A 14,595-nucleotide genomic window follows, 5' to 3' on the forward strand; every position below is an offset into this window, starting at 1 on the left:
GCGGCGGCAGGAACAGGGTGGGCCGCCGATGCCGGCGCTCGATCAGCGCGTGGCCTCGCTCCGCTCGATGCTCAGCTCAGGGTGGTTCGCCTGGATCCATGCGAGCGCCTGCTCGATCACCGCAGGTTCGTCCGCGTAGAGGATACAGGGGGACACGCAGAACTCGAGGTAGGCGGGCGTCGACCAGATCACCAGGTCGTCGCTCGTCCAGAACGACTGCGTCCGGTCGCTGAGCTCGGGTGCGCGCGGGACGCCGAGAGCCCGCGCCAGCGCCTCGCCCACGTCCTCAGAGAGGCTCGCGCGGTGGCGGGCCGGCCACCCCGGGATCACGTCCGGAGCCTCGTGCCCCAGGGCGAACCGCTCCAGAAAGATGCGCCACGAATCCGCGAAGACGAAGCGCTCCACCACGCCGTCGTCGGCGAGGATCGCGCCGTCGGAGGCCATGAAGTACAGGCCCCTGGAGAAGGCGCCGATCGGCACCAACCCGTCGCGGGGCAGGACGCCGCCCTCGAGCTCGAGCGCGGGGCCCAGCCAGTAGTGCTCGCCCTGGTCGCGGGAGACACAGAGGCCGCCCGCGTGCCGCTCGAACGCGAGCAGCGACTCGCTGGCCGCGACGCCGTGAGGTGCGAGCAGCTCCTCGAGGCGGGCGCGCGAGGCGGCGCGCTGCGGATCCCGGAGCACCCCCCGCGCGCGCAGGGCGTTGACCGCGCGGTCGGTGAGCACGCCCCGGAACCCCTCGGCGGCGAGCATCCATCGCGTGTGCGCGAGCCGGTCACCCGCCGGCGGGAGCTCGTGGCGCTCGAGCACACGCCCGCCAAAGTCGCGCTCCTGCACGAGGGAAACGCCGGATGCGGTGCGCTCGACGCGCAGCGCTCCCCGCTCCTCGGGCCGATTCAGGCCGACGGGCACGAGCCCGTGGCTCGCCGGCGCCGGGGCTTCGCCCGGATCGCGAAGAGCCACGGTGACCTCGTCGCAGGCGATCGCCGCGACCGCCGGCGAGCCCGCGAGCGCTTCGACCGCCCGGGCGAGCCGCTCGACCGACCTGGCGAAGACGAGCGTCCGGTCCGGCGCGGCGCCCGAGGGGTGCCCGTCGAGGATGACGAGATCCTCGGCGTCCCAGATCGTGTGGTAGGCATCGCTCGCGGCCGCCACGGGCCGGGCGCCGAGCGCCTCCGCGAGCCGGGCGCCAGCGCGCGGGCGGGCTTCGAGGCGCAGGTGGTGGAGGCCGCGCTGGGCGATGTCGAGGAAGCGCGCGAGCTTCTCGACCAGGATCACGGGGGACGCCGCGTAGGGCACCAGCGCGTTTCCCGTCGAAGAGCCTTCCACGGAGACGGTGCCGTCCTCGGCTAGCAGGAAATCGACCATTCCCTGGGAGCGTTCCGCACGGTCGTGAGAGACGTGGAGGTACGGGTCGAGCCCCGCGAACGCCGCGAAAGGTGCGCTGATCCCGATGGGCCAAAAGCCGGCGCGGGACAGCGCCCTCGTGATGTTGCGTCCCAGCAGTGCGCCTGGACCCAGGAGGATCTCCCACCAGTCTCGCGAGGGGGGGCCGAAGGAACCGCGGAGCGGGAGCTCCAGCGGGTCCCGCGCGCGGTCCGAGCCGGCGAAGCCGCCAATCGCAGCCTCGGCGGCGAACAGAGCTTCATGGGCGGGAAGCCCGTAAAGATGCAGCAATTTTTCCAGCCGATCGCGGCCGGCACGATGCGCCTCGCTGCGGACGATGCCGCGACTGGCGAGGGTTTCGATGGCAAAACGGGAGATCACCATGACGGTCCTCAGCGCGGCATCTGCACCCGCAGGCTAGCCGCATTACGCGGGTTCATGATGCTCCTCGCGCTCCTCGTCGGCGCGCCCTGGTTCATGGCTCCCTGCCAGCGCTGGTTCGGTTTATCGATATCCGGTTTGGTGACGCCGACCAGGTCCACCACCTCGTCTGGCGGCGCCCCCTGTTGCGCCTGGCTCTGAAGGTTGCCGATGAGCACGCCGCAGTTTGGACAAGCGTTGCGCGGTCCGCCTCCCTGCTGGATGGAGCTGATCTCCGTAATTTCTCGGAGCGCGTTGCGGAGGTGCTGGTTGTTCGGGTCGCTGCCCGAACCGCAGGTCCCGCGCGGCAAGTTGTTCCGTCGCTCGTAGTCATAGAGGTGCTCGCTCAGCGCCGCGGGCTCTGAGCAGTTCGCCGGAGGCCGCGTCGCCTGGGGGAATTGCCAGTTGGTGTTGCCATTGTCGCTCTGTATCGGTACCTGCGGCGCCATGTTGTTCCAGACTGTCGGGTGAATGTCGACCGGGTTGTCGGGATCGCGCAGCCCCATGCTCACGCCGCTCGCGTTCGGCAGCGGTGTGCGGCTGCCGTCCGGGTTGATCTGGGAGCGCCGGATGGTCGTGGTCATCGGCTGCAAGCCGTCGAGGTCCACCGTGTTGAGCGGCGAGTTGTCGGCGAAGCCGTAGCGGCGGACGATCTCGACGGGATCCGGGCTGATGTAGCGGCCAATGTCGGGGTCGTAATAGCGATGCCTGTTGTAACAAAGGCCGGTCTCCTCATCCGCGTACTGGCCAGGAAACCGCAGCGGCGTGAAGGCCTCTCCCTGCACCGCGCCGAACGCGCGCGCCCGCTGCTCGGCCGCGATCTGCCCCGAGGACGTCACGAGAAGATCGGGGAATCCATTCGGCGCGCTCACGTAGAACCGGGGCGCGCCGCCGTCATCGATGTGCGCCAGCGGGGCGAAGCTCCCATCCGGGAAAACGTACGTTCGCGTCTCGGTCACCGGGACGTCCAGGGACGCGTCGCGCACACGCACCTCGTGAAGCAGGCGCTGATCGTCCCAGACGAAGCGAGTCAGGGCAAGGAGCTGTCCTTGGATCGAGCGAACCCGCTTTGCCAGCCGCCGGCAGAACGCGTCGTAAATGAACTCCACGAGGCGCCCATCGGGCGCGACGACCGAGGCCAGGCGCCCGCGTCCATCCCAGGTGTACTTCCAGCGGTTCCCGTCGGAGAGGCGCTTTTCCACGAGGCGCGCGCGCTCATCGTAGGCATAGGCCGTCTCTCCCCGCTGCAACAGGGCACCGCCGCGATCGTACGCGTGCTCGCCGGCCTCGGTGGCGTAGAGGTTGCCGACCTCGTCGAAGCCGAAGAGCTCCGCCCTCCCGTGGGCAGGGATCTTGGCGAGGAGCTGTCCCATGGGATCGTACCGGTATCCCGTCGCGCCGAGGCGTGCGTCGAGCTCCTCTTCGAGAAGACCTGCAGGGGAGTAGCGATACTGCGTGTCCGAAACGACCCCGTGCGCGATGGGCCCAACCCACTCCGGCTCGCCCGGTCCAACCGCGGCGCGCGCTGTCGCGGAAAAGACGCGCCGCTGGGCGAGGCGACCGGCCGGATCGAAGTCGTACTGAATGCGCCCGCCGCCCGGAAGGACGGCCTGGCGCTCGCGGCCCAGCGCGTCGTAGTGGAAGTCCACAACCTCCCGGCCGAGCGCCATCCGCGCGATCTTGCCCATGATGTCTCGATGCATGTGCTCGACGTACCCGAGCGAGCTGACGCGCCGCGTCCTCCGCCCCATGGAGTCGTAGACCGCTTCAATCGTGTGGCGGACGCCGAGCGTGATCTGCTCCTCCTTCACGAGGCAGCCCCGCTCATCGTATGTCAGGTAGCACTCCGTGTCAGGCGTTCGTGCATCGGTCAGCCGCCCCACCTCGTCATAGGCAAACTCCTCCACCCCACCGTCGTAGATCCGCTTGATCAACTGCCCGGCTGCGTCGTACTCGTATTCGACCAGCTCGCCGGTGCTGCTCCGCCACTGCGTCAGCCGGCCGAACAGATCGCGCCGGAAGTCGTGCGTGCGTCCGTCCATCAGCTCCTCGCGGATCACGTGTCCTGCGAGGCTCCGCACGAAGCGATGAACCTGCCCGCGCTCGTTGTGCACCTCGATGAGGTGGCCTTCGCGGTTGTAGCGGTACCGGATGGGCCCCGCGCCGTCGTGCTGCACCTCGCAGAGCACGTTGAGCCCACCCCAGGTGAGCCTGCCGACGCGCCTGGCCGCATCGACGATCCGCGCCAGCCGCCCCTCGGCGTCGAACTCGAACGTGGTGACCCCGCCCGCTGGATCGGAAACGGTGCGCAGCAGGCCGCGCGCGTCGTACGCGTAGCGCGTCACGGCGCCGAGCGCATCGATGGTTGCTACGACGCGGCCGAGGTCGTCGTAATAGATCGTCTTCTTCGCGCCGTTCGGCTCGATCACGGCCGTGCGGTTGCCGTGCGCATCGTGCTCGAAGCGGGTCACTCCCCCGTTCGGAAGCGTTGCCACGCTCACGAGCCCACGCTCGTCGTAATCGTACATGACGATAGCGCCGCGCCGGTCCTCGACCGCGAGAAGATTGCCCAGATCGTCGCGTGTATACCGGAGCGCGCTCCCATCCGCGCGCACGAGCTCGGTCAGCGCGCCGCGATCATCGAAGGCATACTGCGTCCGGCGGCCGAGCGGATCGACGACCGCTGTGACGCGCCCTGCCGCGTCGCGCTCGAAGCGCGTCGTCGCGCCCATGGCGTCCCGAAAAGCGACGATGTTCCCGAGAGAGTCATACTCGTGCGAGAGCACGCCCGCGCCCCATGTCGACCGGTCCACCTTGCCGTGCTTGTTGCCGAAAAAGCGCCGGACACGGAGCGAGTCCGCGACTTCGGAGTAGCCGTCTCCCGAGAACTCCAGCTTGCAATGGAATATGCCACGCGCTCGCGTCACGCCGTCCGCGAGGAACACAGGCACCCCGTCCGCGAGGCTTGGGTCCTCCTGAGCGGGGTATTCACCCCAGGTCTCGATGCAGCGTCCCTCACGGTCGTACCGGTAGTGGACCACGAGCCCGCTGCGGTATGCGTGGGTGACGAGGCGGTGCTCCTCGTCATAGGCGTACCGGCACACATGTCCCTCGGCGTCCGTAGCCTCGACGAGATCCCCGCGCTCGTCATAGCGGTACGTGAAGAAGGCGTGCCAGCCGGAGGGGCTCGTGGTCGTGCGCACCTCAAAGGCGGCGATTCGGCCCGAGCGCTCCCGCCGCACGCGCACGAAGCGCTGAACGCAATCGCGGATCCACGCGAGGCCGGAGACATCGTAACCCAGCTCGATGCAGTTCCCGTTGCGGTCGAGGAGCGCGGTCAGGCGGTAGCGCGACCCCAGCTGATGGCGCTCGTTGAACAACAGCGTGAGCCCGTCCTCGGTCGTGAGGGCGAATCCCCAGGCCGCGCGACGCAGCACGATCTGCCCCACCAGCGGGCGCGTCTCGCCCTCTTCCAGCAGCGGGGCCGTCACCACGGTGCCGTCGTCCTGCGTGATCCGCACGGCGCGCCTGGAGAGCTCGATTTCCCAGGAGAGCGAGTGGCTCCACCCGAAGCCAAGGCCCATGTCGCGATCGCGCGCAGAGGACGAGTAGCGCCGCTGCACTACGAGCGGCAGCGGACCGGGCAGGCCGAGGTCGAGCGTCGGCAGCGTGAAGACGCGGCCGGTGACCACGTCGACCGGATCGCCGGCGGAGGTGCCGCCGGAGCCGCCGTGGACCGGGTTGGAGCAAGCACCGGCCCCCTGTCCATTTCCGCAGCCGTTGGCCCCCTTGCCGCCGCCGTCAGGGTTGTTGCCGCCATGGTTAGCGCTCCCGCCCTGACCGTCTCCATTCCCGCTGCCGCCCCTGCCGCCCTTGCCACCACCGCCGCCTCCACCGCCCATGATCCAGACGCCAGGGTTCATTCCAGGGATCGCAGGGATGTTCGGGACCGGAGCCGTGCGCGCCATTCAGGCATGGTCCCCAGCGATTTTCACACCTGTCAAGATGAGAACTCGGGTGCGCAGACGCTGCCCGGGGAGCCCGCGCGAGACGCTGGAGCATCATCGAACAGGATTCCTGCTAGAGTGGATTTCTCCAGTCTGTGTACGGCATGCATTGCCGCGGGAGACTCAGGCGATGACGGGCTACCCGCCCCGGGGGCGGGGGGTTCGATGTCGGCGCGCGGGTGGTCGCCAGCGCCGGACCCGGCGCCGGCGGGAGCCCTCCTGCTTGGAACGTCAGCGGCGCTCGCTGCAAGCAGCTCGTTGGCGATGGCCCCCTCGTAGAACTGCTCGTCCTGGAACCGCGACCCGCTGCGGAAGAGCCCTCGCTTGAATCGCGACCAGTTGACCGCGCCGCGGCCGGCAGCGGCGCGCAGCTCCCAGCGATCGTAGTGCCCTATGACATCGACATGGTCGGCGACCAAGATCCCGGGCCAGCTCGTCCGGCGAGCCCATTGCCAGCGCCATTCCCGGCCGGATCGCCTCGCGGACGTAATCGAGGAGGCGCGGGGGGCGGCGTAGGCGTCAGGGGGTCCGTGCATGCCTTGGTCATGCACGGAAGAGCTCTTCGCCGGAGACTTCGCCGACGGCGCAAGATGCACCGCACCCCGTCCAGCCTGGCTCACCCCTCCGGTGCGACCGGCAGCCCGAGCAGCCGACCGAGCGCCTCGTGAACGACCCGGGCCGCCACTTCATCCCCGAGGGCGACGGCGCGGCTCAGGGTGCTGGCGAGCGAGGCGACCACGGCCGCCCGAGGCGACGGATCGGTCACGGCGAGCTCCCAAGGCCCGGGGCTTGACAATTGGGCCCGGGTTGGGCCCATGCCCCATGAGGGGGTGCGATCCGTCGTCACGCCCTCCCCAGATGCCCGGGGATGCGACGGATCGCGACGGTTCGCCCCCGCGGAACAGTCCCGCCAGGATTTCTGCGACTCCGAGGCGAGGCGGACGAAATATCAATTATTTCATATGGTTCTAGCTCGTTCGCAGCCGAGCGAGTCTCTGGCGTGGCCCAACGCGGGCCCGACGCGCCGCCTGTAGCCGTCGCGTCGCCCCCGTGCGGGCTGGCCAGCGTGGTCATAGACCGCGCCGGGTGCTTGGCCGTGCAGCGCGCGGGCGAGGGACGCGTTATCGCTCGGCGACGGCGAGCCTGCCTCCAGTCCCGCGGACGTGGGAGCACCTCCACCTCAAGGGCCGCCCTTGCCGTTCAGGTCGGGGATCTCGAAGCGCGCGCACAACATCGGGGGAGAGCGCCCAGGCGCGCGGGTCATCCGTCTTGTTCTCATCGAGCACAACGGCGCCGCGTTCGAGATCGAGATCGGACGGCTCTGGCCTTCCAGGCTCGTCTGCCCGCATTCCCTCGCGGATCAGGAAACCATAATAGATTCGATTATGACACCATCCTCGTTGATCTCGAGAGGCGCGTCCCCATTGACCTGCTCCCCGACCGCACTGCCGATACGCTTGCACACTGGCTCAGAGAGCACTCCGGCATCGCCCTTGGCGCGTCCCCATTGACCTGCTCCCCGACCCCTGATCGTCATCCGCTGCAATGCGCCTCCGCTCCTTCGAGCGCACCGGCAAAGAAAAGACTCGGGGGAGCCACGGCTCCCCCGAGCATCGAGCTCCCTCATCGAGGGCGCTCTGCGCGCTAGCGCCAATCGCCAGGCGCTCTCAGCGGTTCTTGTGGCTCTGCTGCCCGGCCCTCACGTGCTGCTCGTGGCTGCCGCCGCGCTGGCCCTGTCCGCTCCCGCTGCGCCCGCCGTCGTTCTCCGCGCCATCGCCGCGCGCCTCGCCGCCTTTGCGGCCGATCTCGGCCATATGCTCGCGGTCCTGGCTCACGCTCTCGCCGCCCTTGCGGCCGATCTCGGCCATGTGCTCGCGGTCCTGGCTCACGCTCTCGCCGCCCTTGCGGCCGGCCTCACGGGCCTCCTCAGAGCTGAACTCGTGGGCAGTGCCCTTCTCGTGCGCGGCCTTGCCGCCCGTGCTCGCGATCTCGCGCTGGCGGTCGTCATCCATTGCAGCAAACCCACGGTTGTTACCCTGATTCTGTGCCATGTTACACCTCCAGTGAGCTTTTTGCGACGCAGTCTCTGCTGCGTCTTGTTTGTTCCACGCCGGCGATGCCGGCGGGTTCACGACGGGGGCACTGCAACGGCGGTGCCAGAGCGGAGCCCGAGAGCGCGGCTGTCACCCGCGGACCCGACGAAGGAGGGCAACCGATCCCAGGGGACCACGCCGACGGCGGTGATGGAGTGATGAGGGGAGCGCGGCGTTCGATGGGAAACCACGTATCGTTGACGCGCGGGCGGCGCTCGACGAGGCGCCGTCAAGGGGACATCGCCGCGCGCCGCGCTCTGCCGAAGCGAGCCGTCACGGGCGGGCTCGCCGCGGGGCAGACTGCCTCGTGGGGTGAGTGCTCACGGGACATTGCGCCTCGCTTCATCTGGCCAACGAGCGCGACTGGACACGATGCATTCCCGTGGAGCGAGAGAGATTATCAACAAATCTTGTGCAAACGTCCATGAGGAGCTTTTTGTCGCGGTGTGCAGGTGGCGGGGCACGGGCATCGTGCCCGCGCTGGACCCCGTGTTCGTCGCGGGATGGTGGAGCACGGCCTCCCTGAGCACGCGGTCATCGTCGCTGCCGCCCGTGCGCAGCACGAGCCCGCTCAGCAGCGGGGTCAGCGCCGTCTGGACGAACTCCCACCCATGAACCTCCTCGCCGGGGGTGAGGGGGACGCTCGTCGTCGTGCCGGTGCTCGGATCGTAGACCAGCCCGCCTGGGCTGAAGAGCACCCTGCCGTCCTGCAGGGGCGCGGCGCCCACGGGGTACAGGGCATGGGGCAACGCTCCGCCGGTGGTCCACGTGTCCGCGACGGGATACAGGTCCTCGGTGCCCTGCTTCGGTGTCGCGCCGAGATCGTAGGCCGCGGCGATGGCATTCACCTTGGCGGTCACCGCGTCGTGCTCGGCCTCATCGGGGAGCTCGAGCTGCCGCCACATCATCAACCGCATGCTCTTCGGATTCTCGGCCAAGTGGTCGAAGGGCGGCGCTGCGGGAGGGGGGCGGCGCCGGCCTCGGTCAGGTCGCCGCTGCGGCGCCGGCGAGGCGGGGGAGCCCGGCGCACCAGTCGAGCACCTCGGCGAACCGGCGCGTGATGAGGACGCCGAAGAGCGGATCGCGCGCGAGCTTGGCCTGGGTGGTCGCCGGGCTCGAGAGGCCGCAGAGGAAACGCGCCGCCTGGCGAGGATGGCCCAGGGCGCCCGCGTGCGCCGCGTGCAGCGCCGTGAACGCGGCGACGTCGAGCCCCACCGGCATCGGCGGCGCGTGCGCCGGCTCCGGCAGCGTCACGGCGACGCCGGCGCGGCAGAAGGTGCAGCGCCCGCACGCGGCGTCGAGGCGTTCGCCGAAGTACGCGGCGAGCGCGGCGGCGTGACAGCGCTCCGAGGTGAGCAGCTCGATCACCTGCCGCACGCGCCCGATCTCGGCGTCCTCGCGCTTCGCGAAGCGCGCGAGGAGCTCGCCGACGAGGGCGCCCGCGTCGTCCATCGAGGCGACGCGCACGAAGCGGTGCCGGATGTCCGACACCTTGAGCTCCGCGAGCCCCTGCCGCTCGAGGTACTCGAGCGCGCGCACCACCCGCTCGCGCGGCTGCTCCAGCGCGGCGGCGGCGGCGGCCGGGTCGACCGCGTACAGGACTCGCCCCTTCTTCGCCTGGCCGAAGAGCGCCTCGAGGAACCGCGCCGGCTCGCCCTTCACCGACGCGATGACCTCCTCGAGCCTGCGGTGGAGCCGCACCTCGTAGCCGGCGTAGTACGGCGTGAGCTGCCGGACCGCGCCCATCAGCTCGAGGTAGGTCAGCGCGGTGCGGAGCACGAGCGGCCGGACGTCGTGGCGCGTCCCCAGCGCGTGCAGGCCGAGCTCCACCTGGGGCGCGGCGAGCACGGCGCCGACCACCCCGTGGAGCGCGTCCTCGGTCGGCGTGTCGCCGTAGGCGAAGTTCTCGAGGACCGGCAGATCGTCGCCGCACACGAAGGCCTCGACCACCGAGCGCGCCTGATCCCTGCCGGCGCGGCCGATCTCCTGACTATAACTCTCGAGGCTCTTCGGGAGATTGTAATGGTCGACATAACGCACGTCGGGTTTGTCGATCCCCATCCCGAACGCAATGGTGGCGACCACGATGCCGCGGTCGCTCTGCATCCAGTCGTCCTGCACGCGCGCGCGCTCCGCCGCCTCCATCCCGGCGTGGTACGCGCGCGCCGGCAGCCCCGCAGAAGCGAGCTTCTCGGCCACGTGCTCGGCGGTCTTCTGGAGCGTGACATAGACGATGGTGGAGCCGGGCGGCCGGGATCGCAGGCGCTCGATCAGGACCCGGTCGCGCGCGGTCGCGCTCACCGCCGTCGCGCGGAGCTCGAGGTTCGGTCGGTAGAAGCCGGTGATGACCGTGTGCTCCTCGCGGATGCCGAAGGTGGCGCAGACGTCGCGCACGACCCCGGGCGTCGCGGTGGCCGTCAACGCGAGCACGCGCGGCACGCCGAGCGCCCGGGCGGTGTCCGCGAGCCTCAGGTAGTCGGGGCGGAAGTTGTGTCCCCACTCGGAGATGCAGTGGGCCTCGTCCACCGCGAAGATGGCGATCTTGAGCTCTTTCAGCAGCGCCATGAACCGCTCGCTCACGAACCGCTCGGGGGCGACATAGAGCAGCTTCGTCTTGCCCGAGCGCAGATCCCTGTGCGCCTCCGCCGCGTCGTCGGCTGACAGCGACGAGTCGAGCCGGACCGCGGCGATGCCGCGCGCGCTGAGGAAATCGATCTGATCCTTCATCAGCGCGATCAGCGGAGAGATGACGATCGTGACCCCGTCGAGCAGGAGCGCGGGGAGCTGGTAGCAGAGCGATTTGCCGCCGCCTGTCGGGAAGACCGCGAGCGCGCTGTGTCCCGAGAGCAAGGCATCCATGACCGCGCGCTGGCCTGGGCGGAGCTCGCGGAAGTTGAACCGCGCCTCGAGGACGTCGAGCAGATCGGGGCCGGATGGTGTGGGCTGGTTCAAGGGGGCATCCTACACCTCGCTCGCGCCGAGGAACACCCCGCCGTCACCTCAGCAGCCGCGTAGAGCGACAAGCCCGGATCAGTGAGAAGCTCTCCCGCGGAGCCGACATCACACGACGCGGCGCTCGTCTCGCCGGCCTGGAGCCCTCGGCACGACGCTCGGCCATGTGAAGGCGAGCTCACCGCCCACCGGCAGCTGGTTCCACAAAGGCGCCAGCTCCTCGAGCCGGACGACGACGCGATCGACTCGCCGGGCATCTTCGCCCGAGAGCGACTCGCGCGGCGCGGGCCGCGAGGCATCCGGGCGCTGCCCCTGGCGGCGCCTCCAGATCAGGTCGCAGACGGCGGCGAGGCGCTCCGACGTGACCATGTCGTGCTGCCTGCCCTCGTCCGCGTTGCGAAGCGATGTCTCCCGGCGCAGCTGCTTCCGCCGCTCGCGCGCCCGTTCGCGCGGGCTCCGGTCGCCCAGCGCGGCCGAGATAAAGGTGCCGCCGCCGCTCGCGGCACGACCGAAGACGCCCGACGTCAAGCCGAGCTCGGCCTCCACGACGTAGTGGACGAGGTCGTGCGGAATGTGGTCGTCGAACCCAGGCGCCGGATCCATCACCTGGGGCTGTTTGCCGGCGACCTCCACGACGACGGCGTACCGCCGCTCGCCGGTGCGTCGAAAGATAACGTCCATGATGAGACATCAGGATAGCACCTTCGCGTCCGAAGACAACCTGCGACCTTGTCATGGTGACGTTCAACGCGGCGATGGGCTTTGTCGCGACGGACGGCGCACTTCGGTGTTGATCAAAAGCCTGCCAATCTACCTGACAAGCATCTTGGCGTCTCATGGCGCCTTGGTGGCTCGAAATTCTGCGCTTTCAGGCAGTTTCGGCCCGTTTGTCGCACTAGCTGCGGGGCGCTTCGCCGCGTGTCGAGCGCGGTCCAAAGATTTCGGCATGCGCCAGGTCGTGGTCCGGATCGCCGACCCGCTCGTCATCGAAGGCCAGATCGAACCAAGCCTCTCGGTCTACCCACCTTGGCCCCAGATCAAAGCGTTTGAAGTACGCGATTCGACCATCGAGAGGGAGCGCCCTGAAATGCGCGAGGAACGCTCTCATGCACGCAGCCCCGTCCAGCGTATGCCAGAAGAAGCTGTCCTTCTCGGCGTAGACGAGGAAGTCGACGCCCCGCGCGTCGAGCTGTGACGGGACACGCGAGGACCGGCTCGTGGCCGTGGAGATCCTGGTGGCGTGAGATCGGGCCTTCCTGCTGTTCGCTCCGCGGGAAATCGCCCGTATCCTGTCGGCATGCACTGCCCCACGTGCGGCCGCTCGAACGCGGAGGCCCATGTCTTCTGCCCGGGCTGCGGCGCCCGGCTTTCCCGCGCCGCGAGCGCGCCCGTCGCGGATCCCGTCACCGAGCCCCACGCCGCGAGCGCGCCGGCGGAGCGCTCCCTCGAGGAGCGGGTAGGGCGGCTCGAGCGCGAGGTCCAGGCGCTGCTCGAGCGGCGATCCGCGTCGATGCGCGACGAGCTCCGCTGCCCCGCCTGCGGCGCGAGGAAGATCCTCCACGCGCCCAAGGTCCTCGACGCGGACGCCGACGGGCGGAACGAGCTCGCCATCGCGCAGCCGAGCGTCTGGCGCAGCCGGAGGGTCGGCAAGCTCGAGGCGTACATCTGCGCGGGCTGCATGCTGGTCGAGTGGCACGTGAAGGACCTCGAGGGGCTCGACGAGCACGTGGACGTGTCGGCGCTCGATGGTGAGGCGCCGCGGCAGGGACCGTATCGTTGATCGATCGCCTCCGCCGGAGGTGACGTCCGAGGGGGTCAAGGTGTCGCTGGAGGCTGCCGGCGCGGGCGAGGTGCGGCGGGATGCCGCCTCGTTCCACGCCTCGAACGCGGCCGTTCCAGATCGCCGCCTGGCGGCGCTCCGGGTAGCGCAGCATGCTCTGGGCGCGATTCTTGAGCCGTCGCGGGCGGATTTCGACCGCCCGCCTCCGGGCCTGCCGCTCCGGCTGTCCCTTCACCGGTTTCAGCCTGGTGCCCCCATGGGTCTGCTTGGAGATGCCGTCGCCGAGCCCGGCACGACGCAATCACAGGCCCCGTCACTCGGCTTGCTGACGAGCACTGGCTCCTGGCGGAGGCGGACTCCGTCGGCGCGAACGATCGTCTGAACAGAATCATGATGTGGAGGCAGAATGAAGAAGAGAGAACTTGGTCATCAGCTTGGTCTCGCGGTGTGCGCGGGCGCCGCGCTCGGCCTCTCCACGGGCTGCTCGATTGAAGGCGCGTCCGACGAGACGCTCGATGCATTGGGGTCGCATTCGTCCGCGATCATCGGCGGCGAGCTCGCCGAGGCGAGCCCCTGGGCCGTGCAGGTCTTCGACGTGCGGAGCACGGGCGACTTCTACCAGTGCACAGGCACCCTCGTCGCGCCGCGCTGGGTGCTCACCGCGCAGCACTGCATCGCGGACGAGGGCGAGACGTTGGCCGTGCGCGTCGGCAGCAACACGTACGGCGAGGGCCAGCGCATCGAGGTCGACGCCGTCGAGGTGCCCTCGGCCGTGGCCGACATCGTGCTGCTCCACCTGACCGAGGACGCCGATGGCCCGTTCGTCCAGCTCGCCGAGGCGACGTCGACCTGGATCGACAGGGACGCGACGGCCTACGGCTGGGGGAGCGAGGGCACGCCGCTGGTGATGGCGCCGTCGCTCAAAAAGGCGACCCTCCACATCAATGGCTGGCGCTCCGACGAGGAGCTCCTGGGGACCGGCGTGACGGGCGCGGGCTGGAGCGGCGACTCCGGCGGCCCGTGGTTCGTCGACGGGCGTCAGGTCGCCGTGTTCTCGGCCACGAACGGACAGAACGGCACGAACCTGCACGCGACGGTCACCGGCGTCGACGTGGCGCGCCACCGGGCGTGGATCGACGCCACGATCGCCGCCGGCCCCACCGTCCACCCCAGCAACCAGGTCGTGCTCCACGATCTCTCGAACTTCTCCGGCATCTCGCAGGGCTTCGGGATCGGCCACCACAACCTCCTGAACACGACGATCATCGGCGACAACCGCGCGAGCGCCATCGAGGTCCCCGCCGGGCTCCGGGTCACGGCCTTCATCCACCACAACTTCGGGGGCGAGGTGCGCATCTTCACCTCGGACACGGATCTCGTGGCCGCGGGCTTCAACGACGTGCTCTCGGGCATCGTCGTCTCGAACGCCTCGGACCCGCAGCTGGACGTCGTCACCTTCTACGAGCACGCCAACTTCTCGGGCGAATCGTTCATGTACGGCGTCGGCTCCGCGGTCTTTTTCGGCGGCCCCTGGGCCCCCTGGGACCGGAGGGCCAGCTCCGTCCGCGTCCCCCCCGGCTTCAAGGTGACGCTCTACGACGGGCTCTTCCAATACTCGGCCCAGTCGCGCGTCCTCACGGCAGACGCGAACCTCGCCCCCCAGAGCTTCGACGACCAGACCCGGAGCTTCCTCATCGAGCGCTTGTAGGAGCGAGCGCGCGGAGCGGCCAGCGCTCCTCGCGTCGCGAGGCGAGCGCCGAATCACCCCCACGCCGGCCGCGCGAGGCCAGGACGGCGCGCTCTCGCGAGCCTCGCTCGGTAGGCCCCGTGCGGAATCGAGCCCCAAGATGTGCTGGCCTACCCTCGTGGACACGGCGTCTGGCGTGATCCACCGCTGGAGATGGTGGGCGGATGCAATGTCCGGCATGGTCACCCAGGTGCGCCCGCCACGGCGAAATGG

General features: G+C 69.6%; 10 protein-coding genes. 3 read left to right on the forward strand and 7 right to left on the reverse strand.

All coding sequences use genetic code 11. The features are described from left to right. Window positions 1–42 precede the first annotated feature (42 nt). From WME73_RS50010 to WME73_RS50040, 7 genes are all read right to left on the reverse strand, one after another. The gene (locus tag WME73_RS50010) at window positions 43–1,365 is read right to left on the reverse strand and encodes a hypothetical protein (RefSeq protein ID WP_437914191.1); all 1,323 of its coding nucleotides are present in this window, start codon (window positions 1,363–1,365) and stop codon (window positions 43–45) included. 410 nt (window positions 1,366–1,775) lie between these two features. Beyond that, the gene (locus WME73_RS50015; RefSeq protein ID WP_437914192.1) at window positions 1,776–5,771 is read right to left on the reverse strand and encodes an RHS repeat-associated core domain-containing protein; all 3,996 of its coding nucleotides are present in this window, start codon (window positions 5,769–5,771) and stop codon (window positions 1,776–1,778) included. Window positions 5,772–6,426: 655 nt separating this feature from the next. After that, window positions 6,427–6,576 carry a hypothetical protein gene (locus WME73_RS50020; protein ID WP_437914193.1) on the reverse strand — a complete coding sequence of 50 codons (150 nt, stop codon included), beginning with the start codon at window positions 6,574–6,576 and terminating at the stop codon, window positions 6,427–6,429. A 901-nt stretch (window positions 6,577–7,477) separates the two neighbouring features. Beyond that, window positions 7,478–7,861: a KGG domain-containing protein gene (locus tag WME73_RS50025; RefSeq protein ID WP_437914195.1), complete on the reverse strand. Its 384-nt coding sequence runs from the start codon at window positions 7,859–7,861 to the stop codon at window positions 7,478–7,480. A gap of 362 nt (window positions 7,862–8,223) precedes the next feature. Beyond that, the gene (locus WME73_RS50030; protein WP_437914196.1) at window positions 8,224–8,820 is read right to left on the reverse strand and encodes a hypothetical protein; all 597 of its coding nucleotides are present in this window, start codon (window positions 8,818–8,820) and stop codon (window positions 8,224–8,226) included. A 67-nt stretch (window positions 8,821–8,887) separates the two neighbouring features. Beyond that, entirely contained in the window at window positions 8,888–10,855 is a 1,968-nt protein-coding gene (locus WME73_RS50035) for a RecQ family ATP-dependent DNA helicase (RefSeq protein ID WP_437914198.1), read from the reverse strand. 108 nt (window positions 10,856–10,963) lie between these two features. Then, on the reverse strand, window positions 10,964–11,536 hold the full coding sequence (locus WME73_RS50040; protein WP_437743341.1) for a hypothetical protein: 573 nt from the start codon (window positions 11,534–11,536) through the stop codon (window positions 10,964–10,966). Between WME73_RS50040 and WME73_RS50045 the strand changes: the two genes are divergently transcribed. The 3 genes from WME73_RS50045 (at window position 11,535) to WME73_RS50055 (ending at window position 14,343) form a co-directional block, all read left to right on the forward strand. Continuing rightward, complete coding sequence (locus WME73_RS50045) at window positions 11,535–12,050, forward strand: hypothetical protein (RefSeq protein ID WP_437914200.1); 516 nt, start codon at window positions 11,535–11,537, stop codon at window positions 12,048–12,050. The two genes, WME73_RS50040 and WME73_RS50045, sit on opposite strands and share 2 nt — an antisense overlap. 102 nt (window positions 12,051–12,152) lie before the next feature. Continuing rightward, window positions 12,153–12,635, forward strand: coding sequence for a hypothetical protein (locus WME73_RS50050; RefSeq protein WP_437743342.1), 483 nt, complete (start codon window positions 12,153–12,155; stop codon window positions 12,633–12,635). 406 nt (window positions 12,636–13,041) lie between these two features. Then, window positions 13,042–14,343: a trypsin-like serine protease gene (locus WME73_RS50055; protein WP_437914202.1), complete on the forward strand. Its 1,302-nt coding sequence runs from the start codon at window positions 13,042–13,044 to the stop codon at window positions 14,341–14,343. Window positions 14,344–14,595: the final 252 nt, after the last annotated feature.

This window comes from Sorangium sp. So ce302 (assembly GCF_051530145.1).
GTDB classification, from domain to species: Bacteria; Myxococcota_A; Polyangia; order Polyangiales; family Polyangiaceae; genus Sorangium; species Sorangium cellulosum_B.

Bases quoted from the DNA above. Each gene is read 5' to 3' on its own strand.
- WME73_RS50010 (WP_437914191.1), bottom strand. From the start codon at position 1,365: ATGGTCGATTTCCTGCTAGCCGAGGACGGCACCGTCTCCGTGGAAGGC.
- WME73_RS50015 (WP_437914192.1), bottom strand. From the start codon at position 5,771: ATGGCGCGCACGGCTCCGGTCCCGAACATCCCTGCGATCCCTGGAATG.
- WME73_RS50025 (WP_437914195.1), bottom strand. From the start codon at position 7,861: ATGGCACAGAATCAGGGTAACAACCGTGGGTTTGCTGCAATGGATGAC.
- WME73_RS50030 (WP_437914196.1), bottom strand. From the start codon at position 8,820: ATGCGGTTGATGATGTGGCGGCAGCTCGAGCTCCCCGATGAGGCCGAG.
- WME73_RS50045 (WP_437914200.1), top strand. From the start codon at position 11,535: ATGATGAGACATCAGGATAGCACCTTCGCGTCCGAAGACAACCTGCGA.
- WME73_RS50040 (WP_437743341.1), bottom strand. From the start codon at position 11,536: ATGGACGTTATCTTTCGACGCACCGGCGAGCGGCGGTACGCCGTCGTC.
- WME73_RS50050 (WP_437743342.1), top strand. From the start codon at position 12,153: ATGCACTGCCCCACGTGCGGCCGCTCGAACGCGGAGGCCCATGTCTTC.
- WME73_RS50055 (WP_437914202.1), top strand. From the start codon at position 13,042: ATGAAGAAGAGAGAACTTGGTCATCAGCTTGGTCTCGCGGTGTGCGCG.